Below are 24120 nucleotides of genomic sequence, written 5' to 3' on the forward strand. Positions count from 1 at the left end.
CTTAGATTTACTGATGCTTCACTCAGGATCTGAGTTTATGGGAATGCTCGAGGGGGAAGCCGGAAGTTTTCTGTGGTATCGCCTGCCATGATGAAGACATTCAAGCAAGCCTGGAGATCTGAATGATGTCTGCACCCAAAATTACATTTATCGGCGCTGGTTCGACAATTTTCGTTAAAAATATTCTTGGTGATGTGTTTCACCGTGAGGCGCTGAAAACGGCGCATATCGCTCTGATGGACATTGATCCCACACGGCTGGAAGAGTCGCACATTGTGGTGCGCAAGCTGATGGATTCAGCAGGGGCCAGCGGCAAAATCACCTGCCACAGCGAACAGAAAGAAGCCTTACAGGGCGCCGATTTTGTGGTGGTGGCGTTTCAGATTGGCGGTTATGAACCCTGCACAGTGACTGATTTTGAGGTCTGTAAGCGCCACGGTCTGGAACAAACCATTGCCGATACGCTGGGGCCGGGCGGCATTATGCGTGCGCTACGTACCATTCCGCACTTGTGGCAGATTTGCGAGGACATGACGGAAGTTTGCCCCGATGCCACCATGCTCAATTACGTTAACCCGATGGCGATGAATACCTGGGCGATGTATGCCCGCTATCCGCATATCAAACAGGTGGGGCTGTGCCACTCGGTGCAGGGAACGGCGGAAGAGCTGGCCCGCGACCTGAATATCGATCCGTCCACGCTGCGTTATCGTTGCGCTGGTATCAACCATATGGCGTTCTACCTGGAGCTGGAGCGCAAAACCGCAGACGGCAGTTACGTGAATCTCTACCCGGAACTGCTGGCAGCGTATGACGCAGGGCAGGCACCGAAACCGAATATTCATGGTAATACTCGCTGCCAGAATATTGTGCGCTATGAAATGTTCAAAAAACTGGGCTACTTCGTCACGGAGTCATCAGAACATTTTGCCGAATATACGCCGTGGTTTATTAAGCCAGGTCGTGAGGATTTGATTGAGCGTTATAAAGTGCCGCTGGATGAGTACCCGAAACGCTGTGTTGAACAGTTGGCGAACTGGCATAAAGAGCTGGAGGAGTATAAGAACGCCTCCCGGATTGATATTAAACCGTCGCGGGAATATGCCAGCACGATTATGAACGCTATCTGGACCGGCGAGCCGAGTGTGATTTACGGCAACGTCCGTAACGATGGATTGATTGATAACCTGCCACAAGGATGCTGCGTGGAAGTGGCCTGTCTGGTTGACGCCAATGGTATTCAGCCAACCAAAGTTGGTGCACTGCCTTCGCATCTGGCTGCCCTGATGCAAACCAACATCAACGTACAAACGCTGCTGACCGAAGCCATTCTCACCGAAAATCGTGACCGTGTTTACCACGCCGCAATGATGGACCCGCACACCGCCGCCGTGCTGGGCATTGACGAAATTTATGCTCTTGTTGACGACCTGATTACCGCTCACGGCGACTGGCTACCTGGCTGGTTGCACCGCTAAGGTGTAATCGCTTCCGGCGCTCTGGTGATTAAGCCATAGCGCCGTAACTGGCGGCAGTGAAGACGAGCGAGCAATATCACTGTCGTTAATGCGCCAAGCAACGCACAGAACATATCGGATTGCGTGTCCCACTGGTCGCCCTGCGTACCGAGAAAATCATCCGCTCCCTGGCCCATCGCCAGCGCCGCCCACCACTCGATCAACTCATACATGGCGCTTATCGCCAGCGCTACGCAGCAGACCAGGAACGCCACCATTTTACGTCCGCGCACGTACATCCCGCGCACGAGGATTTCTCGCGCTACCAGTGCAGGTACCAGCCCCTGGAAAAAATGCCCCAGCTTGTCATACGGATTACGGCTCAACCCTAACCATTCCTGCACCTCAAAACCGATGGGGACTTTCGCGTAAGTGTACTGCCCGCCGACCATCAGGATGATGGCGTGAAAGAAGATGAGCGTATAGAGCAGCGGCGTTAACGGGTAACGTCTGGCGGTGGCAAGCAGTAGCGGCACCACAATAATCACTGGTGTCACTTCCATCAGCCAGGTGAGTTTGTCATGGGCCGAAATGCCGGTATAAATCAGGATTAACGTGAGCGCCAGTGCGCCGGTGTTAAGAATTAACGGCTTGAGTGTGCGGGTCATGGTGAGTTCGCAAGTCAGGGAAAATACTGACTATTCACCAGCAAGCGTGAAATTACAACCGCAGAAGAGGTGGCCCGGGGGGATCACCTGGCAGCATGCCGCCAGGCGCCGGGCCGAAGAGGTTACTTAGTGCAGTTCGCGCACTGTTTGTTGACGATCTGCTGGAAGAAGTCGTTGCCTTTGTCATCGACCAGGATAAACGCCGGGAAATCTTCTACTTCGATTTTCCAGATTGCTTCCATACCCAGCTCCGGATAAGCGACACATTCCAGATGCTTGATGCTCTGCTGCGCCAGTACCGCCGCCGGGCCGCCGATGCTACCGAGGTAGAAGCCGCCGTGTTTATGGCACGCGTCGGTAACCTGCTGACTGCGGTTACCTTTCGCCAGCATGATCATGCTGCCGCCGTGGGATTGCAGCAGATCCACGTAGGAGTCCATACGACCTGCGGTGGTTGGGCCAAGTGAACCTGATGGATAACCGGCAGGCGTTTTCGCCGGACCTGCGTAGTAGATCGGGTGATCTTTGATGTACTGCGGCAGTTCTTTACCGGCGTCAATCAGCTCTTTCAGCTTGGCGTGCGCAATATCGCGACCCACGATAATGGTGCCGGTGAGCGACAAACGAGTAGAAACCGGATATTGCGAAAGCTGGGCGAGGATCTCTTTCATCGGGCGGTTAAGGTCAACTTTCACCGCTTCGCCTTCACCCGCCTGGCGCAGTTCTTCCGGAATGTACTGGCCTGGGTTGTGTTCCAGTTTTTCGATCCAGATACCTTCGCGGTTAATTTTCGCTTTGATGTTACGGTCAGCGGAACAGGAAACGCCCATACCGACCGGGCAGGAAGCGCCGTGACGCGGCAGGCGGATTACGCGGATATCGTGAGCAAAATATTTACCGCCAAATTGCGCGCCGAGGCCGAGTTTCTGGGCTTCTTCCAGCAGTTCTTGTTCCAGCTGGACATCGCGGAATGCCTGACCGTGCTCGTTCCCTTCGGTCGGCAGTTCATCGTAATAGTGAGCGCTTGCTAACTTGACGGTTTTCAGGTTGGTTTCCGCAGAAGTGCCGCCAATCACAAACGCGATATGGTACGGCGGGCAGGCTGCGGTACCGAGGGTGCGCATTTTCTCGACGAGGAAGTTTTTCAGTTTACCCGGAGTCAGCAGGGCTTTAGTTTCCTGATAGAGATACGTTTTGTTGGCAGAACCGCCGCCTTTGGCGACGCAGAGGAATTTGTACTCATCGCCATCTACCGCGTACAGGTCGATTTGCGCAGGCAGGTTAGTGCCAGTGTTGACCTCTTTGTACATGTCCAGCGGCGCGTTCTGTGAATAGCGCAGGTTATCTTCGATATAGGTGTTATAGACGCCTTTCGACAGCGCTTCTTCATCACCACCGCCGGTCCATACGCGCTGACCTTTTTTACCAACAATGATCGCGGTGCCGGTATCCTGGCAGGTCGGCAGCACGCCTTTGGCGGCGATTTCGGAGTTTCTCAAGAATTGCAGCGCCACGTACTTATCGTTCTCGCTGGCTTCTGGGTCGTGAAGAATAGAAGCAACCTGTTTCTGGTGTGCCGGGCGGAGCATGAAAGAGGCGTCGTGGAAGGCTTGCTGCGCCAGCAGGGTCAGGGCTTCTGGTTCCACTTTCAGGATGGTTTCGCCATTGAATTCGGCAACGCTAACGTAATCGGAAGTGAGCAGATAGTATTCGGTGTTGTCTTTCCCCATCGGGAAAGGCGCCTGGTAGATAAAGGGTTTGTTTGACATAGCTTCCAGCCTGTAACTCTGTATTTGTTATACGAAAATGGCGTGCCGCACAGCGACGGGCGGCACGCAAAGTGCATTTATAAGAACCCGTACATCGCGGCGAAGATCCAGCCAAAGACGCAAGATACGCTCACGCCAATCAACCCTGGCAGAATAAAGCTGTGGTTGATGACGAAGCGACCGATGTGGGTGGTGCCGGAACGGTCAAACTGAATCGCTGCCAGATCGCTTGGATAGGTCGGCAGGATGTAATAACCGTAGCAAGCCGGTGCTGAAGCCACGATGTAAGCCGGGTCAACGCCAATCGCCAGTGCGACAGGAACAATCGCCGCCAGCGCCGCGGCCTGGGAGTTTACAAACTTGGAAACCAGCAGCAGAACAATGGCATAGGCCCACGGATACTCTTTCACCATTTCGCCCAGTACGCCCTGAATTTCAGACATATGCGCACCGAACATGGTTTCTGCCATCCATGCGATACCGTACACCGCCACGATGGCGATCATACCGGAACGAAAGACTTCGTTTTTTGAGATAGACGCGGGATTGGTTTTGGTCAGGATAATAATCAGCGCCCCGGTCAGCAGCATAAACATCTGAATAACCAGCACCATCGACAGCGGTTTGCCGCCGAAGGACGGACGCAGGTCCGAATCAGCACCGAGAAGTGCGACCACGGCAATTGCCCCGAGGAAGATCCACATTGCCAGCCAGTTGCTTTTCGGCAGTTTTTTATCCAGCAGCGTCGCGGTGTCACCGTAAACGTACTCACGGTTTTCCGGTACGGAGATGAATTTCTGGAACTCTTCGTCTTTATCCAGATCTTTACCGCGGAACCAGCTGAAGATACCGATCGCCAGGATACCGAGTAACGTCGATGGAATGGTGATTGCCAGCAGGTCGAGGAACTCAAGGTGACGACCATCAAAGGTAACGTTACCCAGCATTGCGACCAGTGAAACTACCGCAACCGACACCGGACTGGCGATAATCCCCATCTGTGCACCGATAGAGCTTGCCGCCATCGGACGTTCCGGACGGATATTGTTCTTAATTGCCACGTCGTAGATGATTGGCAGGATGGTGTAAACCACGTGACCTGTACCGCAAAGAATGGTCAGCGTACAGGTAACAAACGGCGCGACAATGGAGACATATTTCGGATTGCGGCGCAGCAGTTTCTCGGCAATTTGCAGCATGACGTCAAGGCCGCCCGAGGCTTGCAACGTGGCCGATGCCGCCACCACCGCGATGATAACCAGCATAACATCAACCGGTGGTTTACCTGGCTGAAGATGGAAGACGAATACCAGAATGACGAGGCCGATACCGCCTAATAAACCTAGCGCGATACCGCCCTTTCTGGCGCCATAGAACAGACATATCAATATTATGATAAGTTGGATAGTAAATAACATTTGTGAACCCTCGCGATAATCCCATTTAAATTTCTACTGAATAGAACGCAGTCTCGTTCTGTTTGTATGAACTTTTTTCAGAGCCTGACTAATATCCTTTTGGTCGTTACTGGCCTGAGTAATTACTTCACAGTGAATATTGGCTGATTCAGGCAGCAATAAATTAATACACTGTGATAAGCGACTTTTTCAGAGAAAAATACTCTCTGGCGATGGGGTTATAGTTTGTGCTGCGCAGATGTTAATAATTTGTTTTCTACTATCTTATTGATATTTATTGGTATATTTTTTGTTCTAATGGCGGTTATAGATTATTCTGATCTACCCATTTGTGGGTAAAAATACACATAATGCGGGTGACATAATAGTTAATTAACTTTTGTTAGCGTTTTGAAATTAAAAACACTATTTATCCTAAAGAATATTAAATCGATGAAATGAGAAGGGGATAATTATATTTGATCTGGCACAAGTTTTACTGATGGACGATGTAACTTGTGCCAGTGCTCTTTTGCATTACTGCAATAATTGTTACTTGCGGATAACCAATGGTGCGTTATTGGCAATATTGTTTCAGTAATGAGTAATGTTCCGCTTGAATACGGTAACGGTAAACCGGACGACCCGTGACGCCATAATGAATGCTGGTAAATAAGATGTGGCAGTTGACCAGCCAGATCAGGTACTTGCGGCAGGAAACGCGCGAGATGTTCACCTCGTTGGCCAACTCGTCGGTTGAAAACTCATAGTCCTGATGCGCGTCAATCCACTGGCACAGCGTGCGTAACGTCTGCGGCGTTAAGCCTTTTGGCAAGCGACGAGGATCCTGCTCGTTGGAGCTGCTGCCGTGGATTAGCTGATCCAGCTCGGCCTGGTCATAATACTGATGTTTTTCCAGCGCCATTTTCTTTTGTCGCCAGCCGGTGAGTGCCTCTTCAAAGCGTGATGCCTGGAAGGGTTTTATCAGGTAATCAACAACGCCGTAATGCAGCGAATCTTTAATCGTCGCGGCATCGGCGGCGGAAGAGATGACTATCACATCGCTTTTGCAGCGAGCGTTATGCAGTACCGGAAGTAAATCGAGCCCGTTCTCCTTCTGCATATAGATATCGAGCAATATCAGGTCAATAGACGTGTCGCTGTTGAAAATTATCTCTTTGGCTTTTTCCAGTGTCGAGGCCGTTCCGCAGCATTGAAAGCCCGGGATCTGCGCCACGTATCGGCGATTCAGCTCCGCCACCATTGCGTCGTCATCGATAATTAATACATTGATCATTTGCTCGACTTCTCCCCGTCCCAGGGTATCTGGACAAAAAATTGTGTGAAAATCCCGGGTTCCGATTCTACGGCGATACTGCCGTCGAGATTTTCTACCTGTTGTTTGACAAGAGCTAAACCGACGCCTCGTTCGCTTCCTTTTGTCGAGACACCTTTGTCAAAAATGTGATCGATTTTGTCGGGTGCGATCCCCGGTCCATCATCGTTAACTTCACAGTGCAGCCAGCCGTGACGGTAGTGCAATGTTACGCTAATTTCGCCTCCGGGTTCCGGCCCTAATGCCTCCAGCGCGTTTTCTATCAGATTTCCCAACGTGGTAATCAGCGTCGCGACCTGGTCTTCACTGCCGCTGTCGGGCAACTGGCTCTCGCTGTTTAAAATCAGCGTATGGCCTAAATCGGTCGCGCGGTTAATCTTGCTGATTAAAAAACCAGCGATAACCGGCGATTTGATCTTGCCCAACAGAGAGCCAATCTCTTCCTGATAGTTATTGGCTGTTTTGAGAATGTAATCTTCCAACTGCTTATAACTCTTCAGATGCAATAATCCGAGAATCACGTGCAATTTATTCATAAATTCGTGGGATCGTTCACGAAGTGCGTCAGCATAGTTGACCAGACCATCCAATCGCTGCATCAGTTTACGTACTTCAGTTTTATCCCTGAAGGTTGAAATGGCACCGATGATAACTCCATTACTGCGCACCGGAACGGTGTTGATCAGTAATAGCCGATCTTTGACGGTAATCTCTTCGTCGCGGCGCGGCGTACCGTCGCGTAACACTTCCGAAACATCTACTACCTGTGACCACGAGTGGCTTAGCGTCGACAGTTTCTCATCGTCCTGCGACTTACGGTAATTCAGCAATTCTTGTGCGGCATCGTTGATCAGCGTGACCTCGCCGCGATCGTCCACGGCAACGACGCCTTCTTTGATAGACTGCAACATGGCCTGGCGTTGCTCAAACAGTGTGGATATTTCGTAGGGTTCCAGGCCGAAAAGCATTTTTTTCAGCACCTTAACCAGAATGCAGGTGCCGATGAGGCCGACCAGCATGCCAAATAACACCGACCAGATAATGCTCCAGCGACTGTCATTGATCTGTTGGGTCACGCGGCTTAACTCAAGGCCGATCGCCACCACGCCAATCTGTTTATTATTCTCATCATAGATGGGGGTAAATACGCGTAAAGCCTGCGCCAGAAAACCGCGATTGATAGCGACATTTTCTTCGCCATTCAGCGCGTTAAGGATGTCATCACCTTTAAATGGCTGACCAATACGCTGGGCTTCAGGATGCGAGTAGCGAAGACTTTGCATATCGGTAACGACAATAAACAGCAGATCGTTACGTTTGCGCACGGCTTCCGCGATGGCCTGGATCCCGCTCTCCTGCGGTTTTTTCTGCAAGCCCTGACGGATTTCCGGCGAATCGGCAAGGGTACGCGCCACCGCCAGCGCCTTGTTGGCCAGTCCGTCACGCGTCATATCACTGATTTGCGAGAAGTAAATCAGGTGCACCACCAACAGTACCGAGAACAGCACCGCGCTGACCATTAAGATCACTGTGGTACTCAATTTCATCGGACGTTTGCGTAACTTGCGGTAGGGCAATGAATGTCTCATCAGCTTCCTTGTGTGACAAATTTCTTAAGCATTATCTCTGATGAGGCAGGTAATTCAAAGGGAGTAAGAATAATTGGCTATATAGGGGGAGAGGCTCTGGAAACTGAAACTGCCGGTGCTGTATGAAGATTCCGGGCTATGCTTATTGCGAAAACCATACTGATGAGAGAGGGAAGGTCATGGAGCAGGATCTACTGGACGGTGGTTATCGCTGCTATACCGGCGAAAAGATCGATGTCTGGTTCAACACTGCAATATGTCAGCATTCTGGCAATTGCGTACGTGGCAACGGCAAGTTATTTAATCTCAAACGTAAGCCGTGGATCATGCCGGATGAAGTGGACGTCGCCACTGTAGTGAAAGTGATTGATACGTGCCCGAGCGGCGCACTGAAATACCGTCATAAATAAGCGAGGGAAAAATGGAAATACGTGAAGGTCACAATAAATTTTACATCAATGACGAGCAGGGTAAGCAAATCGCTGAAATTGTCTTTGTGCCGACTGGAGAGAATTTAGCGATTATCGAACATACCGATGTTGATGAAAGCCTGAAAGGGCAAGGGATTGGTAAACAGTTGGTTGCGAAAGTCGTGGAAAAAATGCGCCGGGAAAAACGAAAAATTATCCCACTGTGCCCATTTGCGAAACACGAATTTGATAAAACGCGTGAGTATGATGATATTCGCAGTTGATGAGTAACGATATTTTTCATGCTCTGCGTAATGCGATGCAGGGGAGTATCTGAAGGGTCGGGGGATGCACAAAGAATGGTCAGAGAGAGCTTTTTCTTGTCCCAAGTCATCCCCTTTAGTGAGCAAAAAAAAAAGAATATCTCCTATATGAGAATCATCAATCGGGGTTAATAAACTTTGCATCCCCAGGGCATTTAATATTGATAGGAGTCTTATTATGGAAGGTAAAAAAAAGTTCAATACTTATGTCGTTTCTTTTGATTATCCATCATCTTATTCCTCAGTTTTCTTAAGGTTAAGATCATTGATGCATGATATGAACTTCTCCTCTATAGTGGCTGATGAATATGGAATACCACGACAATTGAATGAGAATTCTTTCGCAATAACGACATCATTAGCCGCAAGTGAAATTGAAGATTTAATCAGGATCAAATGCTTAGACTTGCCAGATATTGATTTTGACCTCAACATTATGATAGTTGATGACTATTTCCGTCAGTTTTACAAGTAGCCAGGAAGGATAAGAAGAACATAAAAAATGACACTATTCTCTAAAATATTAATTTTTTATGTGATTGGTGTGAACATATCCTTTGTCATTATCTGGTTTATCTCACATGAGAAAACACATATTCGTTTACTTAGTGCATTCCTGGTAGGAATAACCTGGCCAATGAGTCTGCCTGTGGCATTACTTTTTTCTCTCTTTTAGGAGCTGTGGTTGAGTGGATCCGCTGGTTATCTTGAAACGAAGCGTCTCTCCTCAAAAATTGATTTGCGGAACGACGAACGAAGCAGTCGCCTGGCTGCTTCGTTCATTAAAGTGAAACTTATTTCTGTGGACGCATCGCCGGGAAGAGAATAACGTCGCGAATAGTATGACTGTTAGTAAACAGCATAATCATTCGGTCGATACCAATTCCCAGACCTGCGGTTGGCGGCAGACCATATTCCAACGCAGTCACGTAATCTTCGTCGTAGAACATCGCTTCGTCGTCACCTGCAGCTTTGGCGTTAACCTGTTCCTGGAAACGTTCAGCCTGATCTTCTGCGTCGTTTAATTCGCTAAAACCATTACCGATTTCACGACCACCGATGAAGAATTCAAAACGGTCGGTGATTTCCGGGTTAACATCATTACGGCGCGCCAGCGGTGACACTTCTGCCGGATACTCAGTAATAAAGGTTGGCTGAATCAGATGTGCTTCTGCAACTTCATCAAAGATTTCGGTGACAATACGTCCCAGCCCCCAGCTTTTCTCTACTGTAATACCGATAGATTCAGCTAATGCTTTAGCGGCATCAAAATTATCCAGGTCGGCCATCTCAGTTTCTGGACGATATTTTTTGATTGCTTCGCGCATGGTGAGTTTTTCAAACGGTTTGCCGAAATCAAACACATGCTCGCCATAAGTGACTTTAGTGGTACCCAGTACCTCTTGTGCCAGGGTGCGGAACAGTGACTCTGTCAGTTCAATCAAATCGTGGTAATCCGCATACGCCATGTAGAGTTCCATCATCGTGAACTCAGGATTATGACGAACAGAAATACCTTCATTACGGAAGTTACGGTTGATTTCGAATACCCGTTCAAAACCACCTACAACCAGACGTTTCAGATACAGCTCCGGCGCGATACGCAGATACATATCTAAATCCAGAGCATTATGATGGGTAATAAACGGGCGAGCAGATGCCCCACCTGGAATTACCTGCATCATCGGGGTTTCTACTTCCATAAAGCCGCGCGCGACCATGAACTGGCGGATAGCGGCCAGAATTTTTGAACGGACAACAAACGTTTGACGGGATTTATCGTTAGCGATGAGGTCCAGATAACGTTGACGATAACGGACTTCCTGATCCTGCAGACCATGGAATTTATCTGGTAAAGGACGTAGTGCTTTAGTCAGCAGGCGTAACTCAGTACAGTGAATGGAAAGCTCACCAGTTTGCGTCTTAAACAGCGTACCGCGGGCACCGATAATGTCACCCAGGTCCCATTTTTTAAACTGATCGTTATAAACACCTTCTGGCAGGCTATCTCGTGCAACGTACAGTTGAATACGGCCACCGACATCCTGCAATGTTACAAAGGAGGCTTTCCCCATGATTCGACGGGTCATCATTCGGCCAGCAATCGAGACTTCAATGTTTAAGGATTCCAGTTCCTGGTTATCCTTCGCATCGAACTCTTCGTGCAACTGGTCAGAAGTATGGTCGCGGCGAAAATCATTGGGAAACGCCACGCCTTGCTGACGCAGCGCTGCCAGTTTTTCGCGACGATTTCTCATTTCATCGTTAAAATCAATAGCCTCATTGGCTCCCTGTGTTTCTTGTTCAGACATTTTGGTTCCTCTTAATCCAGCTTTCAATTTAGCGTAGATAAAGAGACAGATCGGTACACTGTATTATCTGCCTCGACTATTAGTAACTCAGTTCATCTTATCTAAACCAACGCTTACCTCAAGTTGATATCACTAATAAATAACCATAAAAATGGTTTAAATATCTTATTAATCTGGGATTTGCTAGTGTGATTAACTGAAAGGCAATTAGTTTATAACTAATTGTTTTTACAGCAGTTAATCGTTGCTTTCCTGTATCATATTCGTCGGAGTGCTAAACAGAAATCGGGTAGCAAAGGCCAATGCCACGATGATCGCGACACAAGCCAACGTCCACTCTCCCATCTGGGAAAAGAATCGCTGGTAAGCTGCAATTGCCATACCGCTAATTTGCGACTCAGTCGTCTGTTGTGCCACTACGCCTGCCAGCCAGTTGGCGACCGCGCCTGTTGCCAGCATATAAATACCGGTTAATACGCCAGACATTTTCAGACGCGTGATTTGCGCAATCGCCACCGGGTCAATAAAGAGTTCGGCAAAGCCCATTAGCGCCAGCCCGGATATCATCACACCCATTGACGCTTGACCGCCAGCCGCTGCATGTCGGGCATCAAATGCCAGCAACATAAAGCCACAAGCCATCAGCAGTAAGCCAAAGGCAAACTTCAGCCAGACGCGCAATGTTGAATTGCCGCGGCTTTCTGGCGACGCCAGCCAGGCCAGAACAACCCCAGCGAGCATCACCGCAATTGCATTCACTGACTGGAATAGCGCAGTAGGTACTTCAATATTGAATGCCTGACGATTCACAAAGCGATCGATAAACAAGCTGATGGTACTGCCGCCCTGTTGTGCCAGTACCCAGAACAACGTCCCGACAAACATCAACAATACAATTTGCCAAAGAGCACGGCGGTGTTCGGGGAATTTGATCATCATGCGGGCAATGATTTGTGCAGCAATAAGGCAAACAATCGCCAGCAAATATCCGGACCAGTCGTTCTCCAGCAGCAGGGTAAAAAATACTGGGGCTAAACAGAGCATCACCACTAACCAGCTCCATACCGGTAAGGCAAATTTCACGCGAGTGAGCGCTTTTTTATCCATGCTACGCGTGGACTGGAAATGACGATGACCGCTTAAGAAAATCAACAAACCGATAAACATGCCGCCACCCGCAAGGGCAAAGCCAACATGCCAGCCATACCACTGAGCAGCCAGGCCGCAGGCGATGGGGGCTGCGATAGAGCCAATATTGCCCGCGGCATACAGCAGCGAAAAACCGCCATCACGTCGATGATCGTTCTCGTCGTAGAGCTCGCCAAGCAAACAGCTGATGTTTGATTTGAATAAACCGTAGCCACAAATAATGATTGCCAGCGCCAGATACAGGCTAAAGGTTGAATTTGTATCAATGCCCAGCACCACATGGCCAAGGGTCATTAACAGCGCGCCGGCAATTACCGCAGTGCGGTTGCCGAGCAGGCGGTCGGCAAGCCAGCCGCCGAGAATAGGGGTAACGTAAACCAAAGAAGCGTATGCGCTGAACAGGCTGATGGCATGGTTATCATCAAAACCAAGCTGATGGGTGAGATAGAGAATGAGTAAGGCACGCATGCCGTAAAAACTGAAGTACTCCCAGATCTGGATCGCCACGATATAGTATATCGCGCGCGGCTGTGAGGGTGTTTTCATGTGTTCTCCTTATGAGCAAAAAAGGGAAGTGGCAAGCCACTTCCCTTGTACTAGCTAATTATTTTTTGCCTTCTTCTTTCAATACCTTAACGGTATAGCGGCCATCAGCCTGACGGTATGCACCGTGAATATCGGTTTCAAAGCCCGGATAGTGAGCGCCGATTTCACACAGCATCTGCAGGAACTCCAGAACCGGACGGCTTTCTTCGGTGATCATTTCACCCGGCATTACCAGAGGAACTCCCGGCGGATACGGAAGGATCATATTGGCGTTAATACGACCTACCATTTCGTCGAGGTAAACTTCTTCGGTCATACCGTGCAGCTCTTTCTGGAACGCAGCATACGGAGTCATTACCATTGTCGGCAGCACTTCAAATGCGCGATACATCAGATCCGGCAGATTGTGGTGAACAATCAGTTTGTGGATATTCTGAGCCAGTTCCTGAATACGCATGTTTTCATAGAATTCAGGGTCTTCACGATACAGAGACGGCAGCATGTTTTTCACACGCAGGTTCAGGTCGAACGCACGTTTGAAGTCAGTCAGAGCACGCAGCAGGCTCAGTGCTTTGGTCTTATCGATACCGATGCTGAACAGGAACAGCAGGTTATACGGGCCGGTTTTCTCAACAATGATGCCATGTTCGTCGAGGTATTTCGCCACGATGCTGGCCGGAATACCAAAGTCGCTCATGGTGCCGTCTTTTTCCATCCCCGGAGTCAGCAGAGTGACTTTGATCGGGTCAAGATACATGTGCTCGTTATCGATGTTTTTGAAGCCGTGCCAGGTGCTGTCAGAACGCAGCGGCCAGCATTCAGTGGTATCGATATGATCCGGCTGCCATACATCAAAGAACCAGCCATCAGATTCCGTTCTCAGACGTTTGATCTCTTTACGGAACTTGATCGCACGTTCAATGGAACCGTCGATCAGGCGTTTACCGGCATTACCTTTCATCATCGCCGCAGCAGTTTCAGTGGACGCCACGATACCGTAGTGCGGAGAAGTGGTGGTGTGCATCATGTAGGCTTCGTTAAAGGTTTCTTCGTTTACGTCACCTTTAACGTGGATCATGGAAGCCTGAGAGAACGCCGCCAGCAGTTTGTGAGTGGACTGGGTTTCGTAAATCACTTTCCCTTCGACACGGCCACCGCTCATACCGCATTTACCTTCGTAAATCGGTGAGAAGTTGGTGTAAGGCACCCACGCGGAGTCAAAGTGGATGGATTTCACATCCAGCGTTTTCTTAATGAAGTCGGTGTTGTACAGCAGACCATCATAGGTAGAGTTGGTAATTACGGCATGTACCGGCCAGGTTGCGTTTGGTGTTTCTTTAACGCGCTTAGCAATGGTTGCGTGCTGGAATTCACTCTGTGGGATACCGCCAAGAATACCGTAAGCGTTACGGGTCGGGCGGAAATAGATTGGCGTAACATCGCTCATCATCATCAGATGGGTCAGCGATTTGTGGCAGTTACGGTCAATCAGAATGGTGCTGCCTGCCGGAGCAGAGTACATACCAACAATTTTGTTCGCAGTGGAAGTACCGTTGGTCACCATGTAGCTGCGCTCTGCGTTAAAGACGCGAGCGATATACTGTTCTGCTTCTTTGTGTGGACCGCTGTGATCCAGCAGGGAACCCAGTTCAGATACTGAAATGGAAATATCAGATTTCATGGTGTTCGGACCAAAGAAATCATAGAACAGGCTACCTACCGGGCTTTTCTGGAATGCAGTACCGCCCATGTGACCAGGAGTACAGAAAGTATATTTACCTTCACGAACATATTTAAACAGCGCTTTGGTCAGCGGAGGCAGAATAGTGTTGATATATTCGTCAGTGGTCTGCTTGATCTTGTTAGCAATATCATCAGCAGCACCCAGCGCATATTCAAAGAAGCTAATCTGTAAACGCAGATCGTTCAGACTTACATCGAGTGTGGAATATGTATTAGCGAACGCGTACAACGGCAGGTTCTCGTTCATTTTGCTAATTTCTTCGCACAACTCGAGATTATATTTATCCCAGTCAAAAATAACGCCGCACAGACGCGCATTGTTTTCGATCAGTTTTAATAAGTCGTCACGGTCGTTCGGGTAAACAATCTGGAAGTTCAGACGTTCAAGCGCGCGATGAAGTTCACGGATGGGTTCTTCTTTAAAATAAACCCCCATGTGATTCAATATTGCAATAACGTTCATAGTCATATCTCCAGGTAAAAAAGGCCCCTCCCAACACATGGGACAAAATGAAAGGAGGAGCCTCGGAAAATACTTTTAATTAATGTGCGTTAGATGCTGTGTGGTTATCCATTGAGTGGCTCTGGCGCTCGTGCATTTTGCGAGCGTAGAACATCAGGATAATCAGGCTGACGATGAAGGTACCTGCCAGCTCGAAGGAGCTTGCGCCCATCAGAGCGATGAAGCAGAACACGCAACCCAGTACAGAGCAGATCAGGCTGACAAAGTTGCGGATGTTAACGCCTTCAAAACGAATCAGGTCAACGCAAGAGTAGAAGTACGGCAGCATAGTCAGCAGTACTGCGATACCGGTCAGTTCACCGAACAGGTCAGATGCTTTACCACCGGCAGAGTTCATCAGAGTGATGAGGATCATCAGGGCAGTCATTTTCACTGCAGCCAGCAGCAGACCTTTTTTCGGAATACCGTTGCTGTCGACTTCACCATAAACTTTCGGGAAGTTACCGTCGTTAGCGGCACGTACACCTGCCTGGCCTACCAGCATCATCCAGGAGCCCAGAGAAGTCAGGCACGCAAAGGCGGTGAATGCAGAAACCAGCGGCGCAGCCCAGTTACCGAGGATAGTTGAGGCACTGATTGCAAACGGAGCACCGGAAGCTGCCATTACAGAAGACGGATACATACCGGAAAGCACCTGAGTCGCAGCAATGTAAACAATACCTGCTAAACCAGTACCCAGCATGGTTGCCAGTGGAACGGTACGTTTCGGGTTTTTAACCATACCAGTACTTACAGCTGCGGATTCAACACCCACGAAGGCCCACAGGCAGAGCAGAATACTTTTAATGATCGCATGACCATCAGTGGTACCCGCAGTATTCCAGTTAGCTGCATAAGTTGCAGCATCAAACCAATGCCAGCCAACAATAGCAGTCATAACCACAGGAATAAGAACCAGCACCAGGCCAATAGTGGTTAAACGGCTTACCCAGGTACCGCCGAGCATATTTACAAAGGTAAATACCCAGACGATAGCAATACAAGCGATACCCGCCGGAACAGGATCATTTAATACTGGGAAGAAGGTGGAAAGATAAGATACAGCGGTAATACCAATCGCCAGGTTACCAATCCAGTTAGCATGGTAATAAAGAACACCTGTCTGAAAACCAAATGCAGGGGAAATTTCTCCAGCATAAGCAATTGGGCCACCTTGTTGCGGGTTCTTTGTTGCCAGTCGGGCATATACATAAGCCAGCGACATTGCACCAATAATAGAGATGATCCAACCCCAGATAGCAATACCACCGATACTTGCAAGGTTCGCGGGTAATAATGCAATACCGCTCCCCATCATATTACCGGCAACAACACCGGTACAGGCAAATAGCCCAATCTTCTTGGCAGAACTCATGCTCTTCTCCTAATTTCATTTTAGAATTTGGAGTCCGGGTCATGATGTATAACTATTTACTGACCAGACCAAACTGGCGACAAGACTACTCAAAAAAAAAGATTAATCCTAAAGATTAGGTGAAATAATACAAAAGTTTATGTCAGTGAGGATTTTAGCTCTTCATCAACAGATCAGAATCGCAAGTTGATATCATGAAAAGATAAACATTCAATATTTACAATGAGTTATGAGAAAGTTTCTGGTTAAATTTATGTAATAAAAAGTTATGCAGCAAATAAATTGCTGCAACATGTTATGTCAATAAATATACAAGCGTTTAACGCTTAAAATCCCCGCGAATGAATCAATCCAGGATTTGTTTATTCTGACGCGAGAAATTTGTCGAGATAAGGAACAACATAAGAAACAGAAGTCTGGAATATGCCATTTTCAATCCAGTAAAGGGTGTTTGCTCCTGGGCGTAAATTAAAGGCGGTGAGATATGCATCAGCAGCTTCTCGGTTCATCCCCTTCATCTCATAAACTTTGCCAAGCAACACATAATTTAGCCAGGACATTTCAAGGTCAATACCAGTATTTATCGCCTGATAAGATTCGTCTGTTTTTCCTTTTGTCAGAGCACTGACCGCTTTTATTTGATAGAGAATGGCCAGATTATTCATTCCTGGCAGTGTAGCAATGTTATCAATTTCTGTGTTCAGTGCTGCTAATTGTTTTTCATCTAAAGGATGCTGAGAATGACGTACTATATCAACTAATGCTTTCTCTGCTCTCGCGTAGGTAAATTCGGGAGATGATTGAACAATCTCACCTAATAACTCACTGGCACGGTTCAATGATTTATCATCACCATGCATTAAATAATCATGTGCCTGATAAAAATTAGTTAATAACGCACCACGATGAGGCAAAATTTGTTGGAGCATCTCCTGCATTCGTTGTGGCCAAGGTTGATTTAACGCTTTTGACAAACTCTCCAGTAAATCATTTTGAATCGCCAGCTGATTACCGTTAGTGATGACATAACGTTTATCCAGCATGGTCGAACCATCTGCATTGTCTACCAATTTCACCGACATAAAGCACTGTTGAGCGCGGTATTGGCGCTGATTAACAAACGCAATAGATAATGTTTTACCGGAACTGCTCGGTTCATCAATGTTGTAGTTGATTTTGTCATGAACCATAAAAGTGGAGAAGGTATTAAGTGACGTAGCCACCAAATCACCCACACCTATCGCGTAAGAGAGCTGATACGGGGAAGTCCAGCTGTTACAACTCTTATTCACCATATTAATGTCAATATCGCGTGGATTGAGCAAAATACGCGATTTACTCATAGGAAGACGCGTTTCAAGACTGGAAAACGCCACCAGTGCTACACAGATACCTAACGACAACAGGAAAAAAAACCATACCCAAAAGGTAGTGAATCGTTTGCTTTTAACTGGGGATTGTTCAGGTGGCGTTGCGGTGTTTTGAATGTTAAGACTGTGGGAAGGGGAATCTGTGTCAGGAATCGCCTCTGGTATAGGGGGAGGCGAAGATTGCATTATTTCTTCTCCCTCCTCTTCGCTGTACCAGATAACTGGCACCATTAATTTATAACCGCGCTTTGGTACAGTAGCGATATAGACAAGACTATCTTCATCATTATCTTTTAATGACTTACGCAGTTCTGAGATACTCTGCGTTACAACGTGATTGGTAACAATACTTCTCTTCCAGACATTATCGATAAGTTCATCTCTGCTAAGTACTTCGCCACTGTGTTGAGCAAAGAAAACCAGAAGATCGATTAGTCTCGGCTCAAGGGTAAGTTGACGCCCATTGCGACTAATTTGGTTTATGGACGGAGTAACAAGCCACTCGCCAACGCGAACTACAGGTTGTTGCATAATAAAAACTCATTCGAAAAGGGAATGGTGCAATGATAATTGCCATAACCTATTTTTACCATCTATAGATGGATGCGTTTACATATTACAGGTGAATGTGAGACGTTATTTTTACCAGCCGTAAACCTCTTGATTACATCGCCTTACGAAAGGACTTTAATGAGAATCAGAAGTAATTTGCCTTACCACCAGGATTGATTATCTTTGCCAAAGAAAACGTTCAGAAAATAATCCCCGGAAAATTGCCTGGAACGCTTACTATTTTAATGGATTGTTAGTCTTTGTATGATCAAACGGACTGATACATTTCTCTTTGTTCGCATCCAGGAAATCTCATCAGTCGGCGTTCTGTTTATGGATGCGTTACGCTCCTGATGACGTCATTTGACGTTCAACAGCATCACGGGGCCGCACGACATTTTGCGTCAGTCAGTGTCATAGCTCCGGGACAAATTTTCTCAAACAGGGGGATACCCGCAAAATGCTGGTGATGTGGGGAGAATTTGGTTGAGTTTGGTGGGAGTGATTTGGAGGAAGAACGGTTAAATCGTCGCGTCCTGAAACGAAAAACGGACCTCCGTGGAGGTCCGTTCATATGAATTTGGTGCCGGACTCGGAATCGAAGATTGCTTCTATCATGATGATATTAGTTTACTTTGTTTAGTTTGGTGAAAAATGTACCCTCTTTTGTACCCTCAGTCCCTTTTGCAGTGAAAAAGGAATCAAACCCGGGAGTTGGGAGATGAGGTGAAAGGGGGGACGCATATCCTGGTCCATTTCAGTATGTGTTATCTCTGGTTTTTGCCGTTTCCGCTGTTGTATACCCACTCAGCAATAAACTGTTCAGCGGGTAGTGGAGGTGCATAGCGGTATCCCTGCAGATAGCGGCTTCCTTTCTCTGTCATGAACAGCTCCTGTGATTCGGTTTCAATGCCTTCGGCAATGATATCAATACCTAACCGGCGAGCCAGCTCAATAACATTTTCTACTATATGCCCGGAGATTTCATCCACGCCGACCATTTGTACAAACCCTTTATCGAGTTTGATGTAATCGACGGGAAACGACTGCAGGTAGCTGTGGGTTGCATAGCCAGCACCAAAATCATCCAGTGCGAACAATACTCCCTGTTGATGTAATTTCGCAAATAACGCTTTTGATTCTGCTGTGACGGATAGCTGGTTTCGTTCAGTCAGTTCCAGAACCAGTTTCACTTTCCCTTTCGGGAAGGTGGATAGAAACTTCATACAGCGATCTTCCAGTTCCGGGGACAGAAAATGCGCTGGTGAAATATTGATCCCAATATGAAATTGATCGGGTAAAAAATCTGCAACAGAGTTAAGGCTATGTTCGACCTGAGACATCAACTGTTGCGTTATCGGGGCAATTAATCCGGTGGACTCTGCCAGCGGGATAAACTGATTTGGTGGGATAATCCCGCTGACGGGGTGATGCCAGCGAATCAGTACTTCGCAGCCGGTTAGCTGGTGATTTTTAGCGGAAATGATGGGTTGAAAATAAGGTCTGAACTCTTTGTGAGCAAGTGCATTTTTCAGCATATCGATCGGGGTGGATGGGCGACGGCGGGACAGCAGAAAGGCTGTGAGTATTCCACCGAAGATGGCAACAGGGAACATATACCAGGCCTGTCTCCAGGCGTAGATAAGTTGCATTTTTACCGGGATGGTATAAATCAGGGAGAACGGATATTTTGTTGACTGACTTTCTTTTTGTATGCTGCTGTCGTCCGGGAGCAGAGAGACATTTTTTCCGCTGGCTGACAGGACTGTGTTTCCCAGACGAAATCGTATTGCAGGAACCGCATGAACCACAGAGATGATGTCCTGAATAAAATAATAATCCGTGGCGGTAATGACCGTACCGTTTTTGTAAGGTGTTTTTAACAGGATCCAGGGCAGAGTACCTGTATCTTCAGGAAAATGAATCAGCATATCGTGCCGCCACCGTTCCTTTTCAGCAACTGGACCGACAGGCAAACCGGGGTGGGTGCTGCAAAATACAGCCTCTTGTTTTGCCAGGCTCAGTGCACGAAGTTGGGGGCGCTTCAGCAGCAGATTGCTTAATTCACGCTGAGTATCTGTGTTACAGTTATTCAGAAGCAAATGTTCTGCTTCCGGGCTGATGCTGTTGTTCTGATTGAGAATGTTTTCTATATAGCCAAGTGCGAAATTAGCTCTGATCTGGCTGTCATTCACCAGCTCTGCTTTTTTCCAGAAAAATGTCAGCAGAACAATGAACAGAAATACCAGGCCACCAGCCACCATAGCTGGAGTATGTTTTTTTACAAATAATCTGGAAAACATGTTTTTTTGCTCTGAATGACGCCAGATTTATCAGAATGTTTTTGTGTATGTACTGAGCCTGTGCTTTGGGTTAAACGGACGATAAGGTTTCCGGATAGTATTTCGCAATAATATCATTCAGCCTGTCAACCAGTTCTGGTTTCCTGAACGTGATGTGCGCGGAGCCTTTCTTAAAGTATTTAATTCTGAACATTTCATCCTCATAGCACTCTTTACCCTGAACAGACCGGATGTGCTCATCCAGATGAATAGTGATGTTTTCCCGGTTGTCGGGGATCGGTTTACCGCTGAACAGGTGCAACATTCTTTCCAGATCGGCGAGTCGGTCAGCCTGTTGCCCGGTGATAAGATGAAATCCCCACCGGTCCCACCTTACCAGGTTGTTAATGATAATTTTACTGCCAAATTTACAGGGGCAATTAGTTTTGTAATTCCAGCTCAGTCCCCTGAAGACGTTGATCACCCCTCGCTCAAACACTTCATCTTTGTTCTGGTGCAGTTGTTTAAATGTGCTCAGAATGTTCGCTTCGCTGATTTCCGGAAAATTATCGTATTCCAGTGACCGGTACCATGTCTCACGGGCCTGCGCATCCATTAATGACAGCATCCCGGAACGTTGCATCAGGTCACGCCAGATTTCGCGATCGAGATTGCGGGTGATGGCTTTCATTGCCGTTTCAGGTTTTTCCATCAGCCAGCAACCGCAGCGAAAATCCTGTTTCATCGCCCAGTCCAGTGCGGTTTTACCGCCAATACTTTCTGTCATTGCTGAGATTTCTGCCAGTTGCCGGGTAAGTGTGTCGATTTGCAGCAGCGTACTCTTTCGTACAGCCAGAATGTGGCGGATACTGGTTGAGCAGATAACGTCCGTATGCCCGTTGACCACTTCCGGACGGGGGGCTGTGATTTCAGACATAATCGATATTCCTTTTTGCAGATAAATGAAAACGCCAGCCCTGTTCAGGCTGGCGTCAGTGGAATGAAGTCTGGTGAGTAAGACTCACCGGTTCTGTTGCAGAAGCTGCAGTTGGCGCAGGGTACGGATATCCTCCCTGGCCTGTTCAATACAGGGCAACAGTGCTGCCGAATCCGTTTTATCCTCATCGTTGTCAAAGATAATTTCCGATTCGCAGTCAATATTGTCCTGCAGCCACGCAATGAGGATATCCAGCGCTGTTTCAGTGGTTAATGGCATCACGCTCTGTATCACTGTATTGTCTTCCGGCAACTGATGAGGGCTGGCAGAAGTTGCCGGTGTTTCGGTAGCGTCACGTTCATCCACCACGCGGAGTGAATAACCGTTTTCAGCGACTTTGTTAATCAGTTCAGCGAGCTTAATACCATCGACGTCAACGACAATGCGCCCCATGTTCAGTGCCTGCACGTTAACGCTGTCTGCCTCCAGCGTCAGGGCCAGTTTCATTGTTTCGCCTCCGGATGCTTCCCCTGGGTAATGTCATTTACCGTTCTGTAATTGTCGCGGGTCATCAGGCCTGTCGCCCGGCGGGCCCGGAGGATATCGATGCTGTTTATTAACTGAGAGTGGGTACAGGTGCTGAATCCCGGCTGGTCGGTACGTACCAGCGCGTATTTTTCAACGAGAAAGTTCACCGCATCACACAGTGAAATGCCAGCTTCAATATGCTGCTCAATCACACGTTCATCGGCGAACGGTGTGTCATTTAGCGTGAGGCCGTAATGCTGGTCCAGCAGTCGGGTGAGCAGTGTCTGCCAGATGGTGACGGGAGACGGGCAGCGCGATGCCTCCCGTACGTGTGTGTCGGGTAATGTGTTCATACTGAAGATTTTCCTGATATGCAGAGATGAAAAATGGGAAAGTGGCGTGGTGAAAACACCAGGCCGTAGCAGAAGGCTATTCTGGAGAGTTAATTTTTCATTTCGGGCGTCGGATAAACAGCCAGATAAACGTAACCACAGGAGCCGAGGGTGTCGGCTTCACAGGTCAGCCCCTTCGCATACAGTGTCACGGTATGCTGATGGCGGGGATTCAGTTCACCGCTGGTGAGCATGAGCTCCAGTTGTTTCATCAGCAGCGGAAAGGCCTGGTCCAGGTGGTACGCATCTGCATCGCTGAACAGGCCTCTGATACCGGCGCGGTCGGCAAGGTAATGCAACCGGTTACCCTCCTGCACCAGACGTGCCCCGAAACAGGGCGTCACGGTGCAGGGCAGTCCCCACCAGAGGCGGTCGTTATGGTCGTCGGGATAATTTGTCTCATGGAGTTTGTCTGACACGATAAAGTCCTCAGGTCAGCCGGCGCGCAGACCGGCTTCGGTGAAGGTGTATTCGTTGATGAGAAGGGCCTCATCAACAGCGGCATCAGAGGTCAGCCTGTCGTACTCGTTTTCCAGCTGACGGTACAACCAGAAGGCCAGGTCGCGCAGGGCTTCGCTGACAGCGGCTTCCGCATCGGCTGTCATAGCCTGACCAGTCGGACTGTTCCGGGTAACAGTGATATCCATGCTGTACGGATGGCAGTAACGTCCCCGGTGGTGGATTTCAGCCTGCAGTTGCCAGAAGTTACGTTTCTGCACCGCCTGCAGGGCATCCGCGATACGATGGAGTTCATGGTCCTGTGTGGCATACTCCCGGAGCCTCCTGGCTGTTGCTGATTGCCAGTGCCAGCGTCCTTCAAAACAGGCTCCGTCCCCCTGGCTGCAGAATCCGCTGAACCAGATGCACGGCTCTTCCATAAACCTGCCGTTGCTGAGCCGGAAAACGCGCTGGCGGAGGTCAATTCCGAAAATGCCACAGACCGCCCTGAAGTCCTCGTACACGTTTTCATACCAGTTGCTGTCAGAATGGTGCACACGGTACCAGTCGCGGGCTTTTTCCCGTGCAGAAGGGCAGGAAAGTTCATCCAGCGTATACACTGTGGTGGTGATAATGCTGCTCATCAGAATCCCCTTTCTGACTCAGTTCAGAGTGACGCTCATCAACCGGACATACGGGCCAAAACTGTCCTTACGGCGTTCAGCAAACACGGCCAGCACACCGGGAATATCCTGCACTTCACGACCGGTATACGTTTCAGCACTGCCGTGCCAGCGGTACTTACCGGTACAGAACGGAAAAAGACGGGATGCAGGATTCTGTTGGTGAATACGCATGGCTTCACCACGGGTGATAATTTTCATGATGGGATACCTCTGAAGACAGAAGATAAAAGTGAAAACAAGTGTGATGTGGTTGTGATGGTGACGGGTTAAAGCAGACCGTGTTCAGCAAAGGAGAAAACCTGGCTGCCACCGATTATCAGATGGTCCGGCACCCGGATATCCACCAGGGCCAGTGCCTG

Annotated in this window: 23 protein-coding genes and 1 pseudogene; 5 read left to right on the top strand and 19 right to left on the bottom strand. The window is 48.4% G+C overall.

Going from position 1 to position 24120, the window contains the following annotated elements:
- Positions 1 to 122 precede the first annotated feature (122 nt).
- A complete protein-coding gene (gene melA, locus FFT88_RS12615) occupies positions 123 to 1478 on the top strand; it encodes an alpha-galactosidase (RefSeq protein WP_130205917.1) in 1356 nt (451 codons plus the stop codon).
- Here melA and FFT88_RS12620 read toward each other — a convergent pair.
- From FFT88_RS12620 to FFT88_RS12640, 5 genes are all read right to left on the bottom strand, one after another.
- The gene (locus FFT88_RS12620; protein WP_131161354.1) at positions 1475 to 2125 is read right to left on the bottom strand and encodes a DUF2238 domain-containing protein; all 651 of its coding nucleotides are present in this window, start codon (positions 2123 to 2125) and stop codon (positions 1475 to 1477) included. The genes melA and FFT88_RS12620 overlap by 4 nt on opposite strands.
- Positions 2126 to 2247: 122 nt before the next feature.
- On the bottom strand, positions 2248 to 3894 hold the full coding sequence (gene fumB, locus FFT88_RS12625; RefSeq protein ID WP_130205921.1) for a class I fumarate hydratase: 1647 nt from the start codon (positions 3892 to 3894) through the stop codon (positions 2248 to 2250).
- Positions 3895 to 3971: 77 nt separating this feature from the next.
- Complete coding sequence (gene dcuB, locus FFT88_RS12630) at positions 3972 to 5312, bottom strand: anaerobic C4-dicarboxylate transporter DcuB (protein WP_000899528.1); 1341 nt, start codon at positions 5310 to 5312, stop codon at positions 3972 to 3974.
- Between the two features lie 556 nt (positions 5313 to 5868).
- Positions 5869 to 6588, bottom strand: a complete 720-nt coding sequence (gene dcuR / locus FFT88_RS12635) for a two-component system response regulator DcuR (RefSeq protein WP_073511157.1) — start codon at positions 6586 to 6588, stop codon at positions 5869 to 5871.
- Entirely contained in the window at positions 6585 to 8216 is a 1632-nt protein-coding gene (locus tag FFT88_RS12640) for a sensor histidine kinase (RefSeq protein ID WP_135405677.1), read from the bottom strand. Before FFT88_RS12640 ends, dcuR begins: the two co-directional genes overlap by 4 nt.
- Before the next feature lie 179 nt (positions 8217 to 8395).
- Here FFT88_RS12640 and yjdI point away from each other — a divergent pair, with 179 nt between their 5' ends.
- The 4 genes from yjdI to ghoT all read left to right on the top strand — a co-directional run bounded on the left by yjdI (position 8396) and on the right by ghoT (position 9625).
- On the top strand, positions 8396 to 8626 hold the full coding sequence (gene yjdI / locus FFT88_RS12645) for a 4Fe-4S mono-cluster protein YjdI (protein ID WP_135405678.1): 231 nt from the start codon (positions 8396 to 8398) through the stop codon (positions 8624 to 8626).
- Positions 8627 to 8637: 11 nt separating this feature from the next.
- Positions 8638 to 8910: a GNAT family N-acetyltransferase gene (locus FFT88_RS12650; protein WP_000405647.1), complete on the top strand. Its 273-nt coding sequence runs from the start codon at positions 8638 to 8640 to the stop codon at positions 8908 to 8910.
- Between the two features lie 217 nt (positions 8911 to 9127).
- On the top strand, positions 9128 to 9424 hold the full coding sequence (ghoS, locus tag FFT88_RS12655) for a type V toxin-antitoxin system endoribonuclease antitoxin GhoS (protein WP_130205929.1): 297 nt from the start codon (positions 9128 to 9130) through the stop codon (positions 9422 to 9424).
- Positions 9425 to 9451: 27 nt separating this feature from the next.
- On the top strand, positions 9452 to 9625 hold the full coding sequence (gene ghoT, locus FFT88_RS12660) for a type V toxin-antitoxin system toxin GhoT (protein ID WP_064525730.1): 174 nt from the start codon (positions 9452 to 9454) through the stop codon (positions 9623 to 9625).
- 118 nt (positions 9626 to 9743) lie between these two features.
- On the opposite strand, the gene lysS is transcribed toward ghoT, so the two are convergent.
- The 14 genes and pseudogenes from lysS to FFT88_RS12730 all read right to left on the bottom strand — a co-directional run.
- Positions 9744 to 11261: a lysine--tRNA ligase gene (gene lysS, locus FFT88_RS12665; RefSeq protein ID WP_130216763.1), complete on the bottom strand. Its 1518-nt coding sequence runs from the start codon at positions 11259 to 11261 to the stop codon at positions 9744 to 9746.
- Between the two features lie 237 nt (positions 11262 to 11498).
- The gene (dtpC, locus tag FFT88_RS12670) at positions 11499 to 12956 is read right to left on the bottom strand and encodes a dipeptide/tripeptide permease DtpC (RefSeq protein WP_135405679.1); all 1458 of its coding nucleotides are present in this window, start codon (positions 12954 to 12956) and stop codon (positions 11499 to 11501) included.
- A 58-nt stretch (positions 12957 to 13014) separates the two neighbouring features.
- Entirely contained in the window at positions 13015 to 15162 is a 2148-nt protein-coding gene (gene cadA / locus FFT88_RS12675) for a lysine decarboxylase CadA (RefSeq protein ID WP_135405680.1), read from the bottom strand.
- Positions 15163 to 15241: 79 nt separating this feature from the next.
- Entirely contained in the window at positions 15242 to 16576 is a 1335-nt protein-coding gene (gene cadB / locus FFT88_RS12680) for a cadaverine/lysine antiporter (RefSeq protein WP_130205939.1), read from the bottom strand.
- A 362-nt stretch (positions 16577 to 16938) separates the two neighbouring features.
- Positions 16939 to 18477, bottom strand: a complete 1539-nt coding sequence (cadC, locus tag FFT88_RS12685; RefSeq protein WP_130216757.1) for a lysine decarboxylation/transport transcriptional activator CadC — start codon at positions 18475 to 18477, stop codon at positions 16939 to 16941.
- A 788-nt stretch (positions 18478 to 19265) separates the two neighbouring features.
- A complete protein-coding gene (locus FFT88_RS12690; protein WP_135405681.1) occupies positions 19266 to 20801 on the bottom strand; it encodes an EAL domain-containing protein in 1536 nt (511 codons plus the stop codon).
- Between the two features lie 70 nt (positions 20802 to 20871).
- Positions 20872 to 21717, bottom strand: a complete 846-nt coding sequence (locus FFT88_RS12695; RefSeq protein ID WP_135405682.1) for a DUF4942 domain-containing protein — start codon at positions 21715 to 21717, stop codon at positions 20872 to 20874.
- 84 nt (positions 21718 to 21801) lie between these two features.
- On the bottom strand, positions 21802 to 21999 hold the full coding sequence (locus FFT88_RS12700) for a DUF957 domain-containing protein (RefSeq protein WP_087891818.1): 198 nt from the start codon (positions 21997 to 21999) through the stop codon (positions 21802 to 21804).
- 75 nt (positions 22000 to 22074) lie between these two features.
- Positions 22075 to 22224 (bottom strand): annotated as a pseudogene (locus tag FFT88_RS12705) (DUF5983 family protein); the annotation flags it as partial.
- Complete coding sequence (locus tag FFT88_RS12710; protein ID WP_061330310.1) at positions 22221 to 22598, bottom strand: TA system toxin CbtA family protein; 378 nt, start codon at positions 22596 to 22598, stop codon at positions 22221 to 22223. The pseudogene FFT88_RS12705 and the gene FFT88_RS12710, both read right to left, overlap by 4 nt.
- 89 nt (positions 22599 to 22687) lie before the next feature.
- Positions 22688 to 23056 carry a type IV toxin-antitoxin system YeeU family antitoxin gene (locus FFT88_RS12715; RefSeq protein WP_061330307.1) on the bottom strand — a complete coding sequence of 123 codons (369 nt, stop codon included), beginning with the start codon at positions 23054 to 23056 and terminating at the stop codon, positions 22688 to 22690.
- Between the two features lie 15 nt (positions 23057 to 23071).
- Positions 23072 to 23719 (bottom strand): hypothetical protein, encoded by a 648-nt coding sequence (locus FFT88_RS12720; RefSeq protein WP_032216527.1) that lies wholly within the window; start codon positions 23717 to 23719, stop codon positions 23072 to 23074.
- 18 nt (positions 23720 to 23737) lie between these two features.
- Entirely contained in the window at positions 23738 to 23959 is a 222-nt protein-coding gene (locus FFT88_RS12725; protein WP_001601167.1) for a DUF987 domain-containing protein, read from the bottom strand.
- Between the two features lie 68 nt (positions 23960 to 24027).
- The coding region (locus tag FFT88_RS12730; RefSeq protein ID WP_276609670.1) for a JAB domain-containing protein at positions 24028 to 24120 on the bottom strand (93 nt) is incomplete at its 5' end.

This window comes from Escherichia sp. E4930, from assembly GCF_005845405.1.
GTDB lineage: Bacteria > Pseudomonadota > Gammaproteobacteria > Enterobacterales > Enterobacteriaceae > Escherichia.

Excerpts from the sequence above, each read along its gene's own strand:
- melA (WP_130205917.1), top strand. The coding sequence starts at position 123 with ATGATGTCTGCACCCAAAATTACATTTATCGGCGCTGGTTCGACAATT.
- FFT88_RS12620 (WP_131161354.1), bottom strand. The coding sequence starts at position 2,125 with ATGACCCGCACACTCAAGCCGTTAATTCTTAACACCGGCGCACTGGCG.
- fumB (WP_130205921.1), bottom strand. The coding sequence starts at position 3,894 with ATGTCAAACAAACCCTTTATCTACCAGGCGCCTTTCCCGATGGGGAAA.
- dcuB (WP_000899528.1), bottom strand. The coding sequence starts at position 5,312 with ATGTTATTTACTATCCAACTTATCATAATATTGATATGTCTGTTCTAT.
- dcuR (WP_073511157.1), bottom strand. The coding sequence starts at position 6,588 with ATGATCAATGTATTAATTATCGATGACGACGCAATGGTGGCGGAGCTG.
- FFT88_RS12640 (WP_135405677.1), bottom strand. The coding sequence starts at position 8,216 with ATGAGACATTCATTGCCCTACCGCAAGTTACGCAAACGTCCGATGAAA.
- yjdI (WP_135405678.1), top strand. The coding sequence starts at position 8,396 with ATGGAGCAGGATCTACTGGACGGTGGTTATCGCTGCTATACCGGCGAA.
- FFT88_RS12650 (WP_000405647.1), top strand. The coding sequence starts at position 8,638 with ATGGAAATACGTGAAGGTCACAATAAATTTTACATCAATGACGAGCAG.
- ghoS (WP_130205929.1), top strand. The coding sequence starts at position 9,128 with ATGGAAGGTAAAAAAAAGTTCAATACTTATGTCGTTTCTTTTGATTAT.
- ghoT (WP_064525730.1), top strand. The coding sequence starts at position 9,452 with ATGACACTATTCTCTAAAATATTAATTTTTTATGTGATTGGTGTGAAC.
- lysS (WP_130216763.1), bottom strand. The coding sequence starts at position 11,261 with ATGTCTGAACAAGAAACACAGGGAGCCAATGAGGCTATTGATTTTAAC.
- dtpC (WP_135405679.1), bottom strand. The coding sequence starts at position 12,956 with ATGAAAACACCCTCACAGCCGCGCGCGATATACTATATCGTGGCGATC.
- cadA (WP_135405680.1), bottom strand. The coding sequence starts at position 15,162 with ATGAACGTTATTGCAATATTGAATCACATGGGGGTTTATTTTAAAGAA.
- cadB (WP_130205939.1), bottom strand. The coding sequence starts at position 16,576 with ATGAGTTCTGCCAAGAAGATTGGGCTATTTGCCTGTACCGGTGTTGTT.
- cadC (WP_130216757.1), bottom strand. The coding sequence starts at position 18,477 with ATGCAACAACCTGTAGTTCGCGTTGGCGAGTGGCTTGTTACTCCGTCC.
- FFT88_RS12690 (WP_135405681.1), bottom strand. The coding sequence starts at position 20,801 with ATGTTTTCCAGATTATTTGTAAAAAAACATACTCCAGCTATGGTGGCT.
- FFT88_RS12695 (WP_135405682.1), bottom strand. The coding sequence starts at position 21,717 with ATGTCTGAAATCACAGCCCCCCGTCCGGAAGTGGTCAACGGGCATACG.
- FFT88_RS12710 (WP_061330310.1), bottom strand. The coding sequence starts at position 22,598 with ATGAACACATTACCCGACACACACGTACGGGAGGCATCGCGCTGCCCG.
- FFT88_RS12720 (WP_032216527.1), bottom strand. The coding sequence starts at position 23,719 with ATGAGCAGCATTATCACCACCACAGTGTATACGCTGGATGAACTTTCC.
- FFT88_RS12725 (WP_001601167.1), bottom strand. The coding sequence starts at position 23,959 with ATGAAAATTATCACCCGTGGTGAAGCCATGCGTATTCACCAACAGAAT.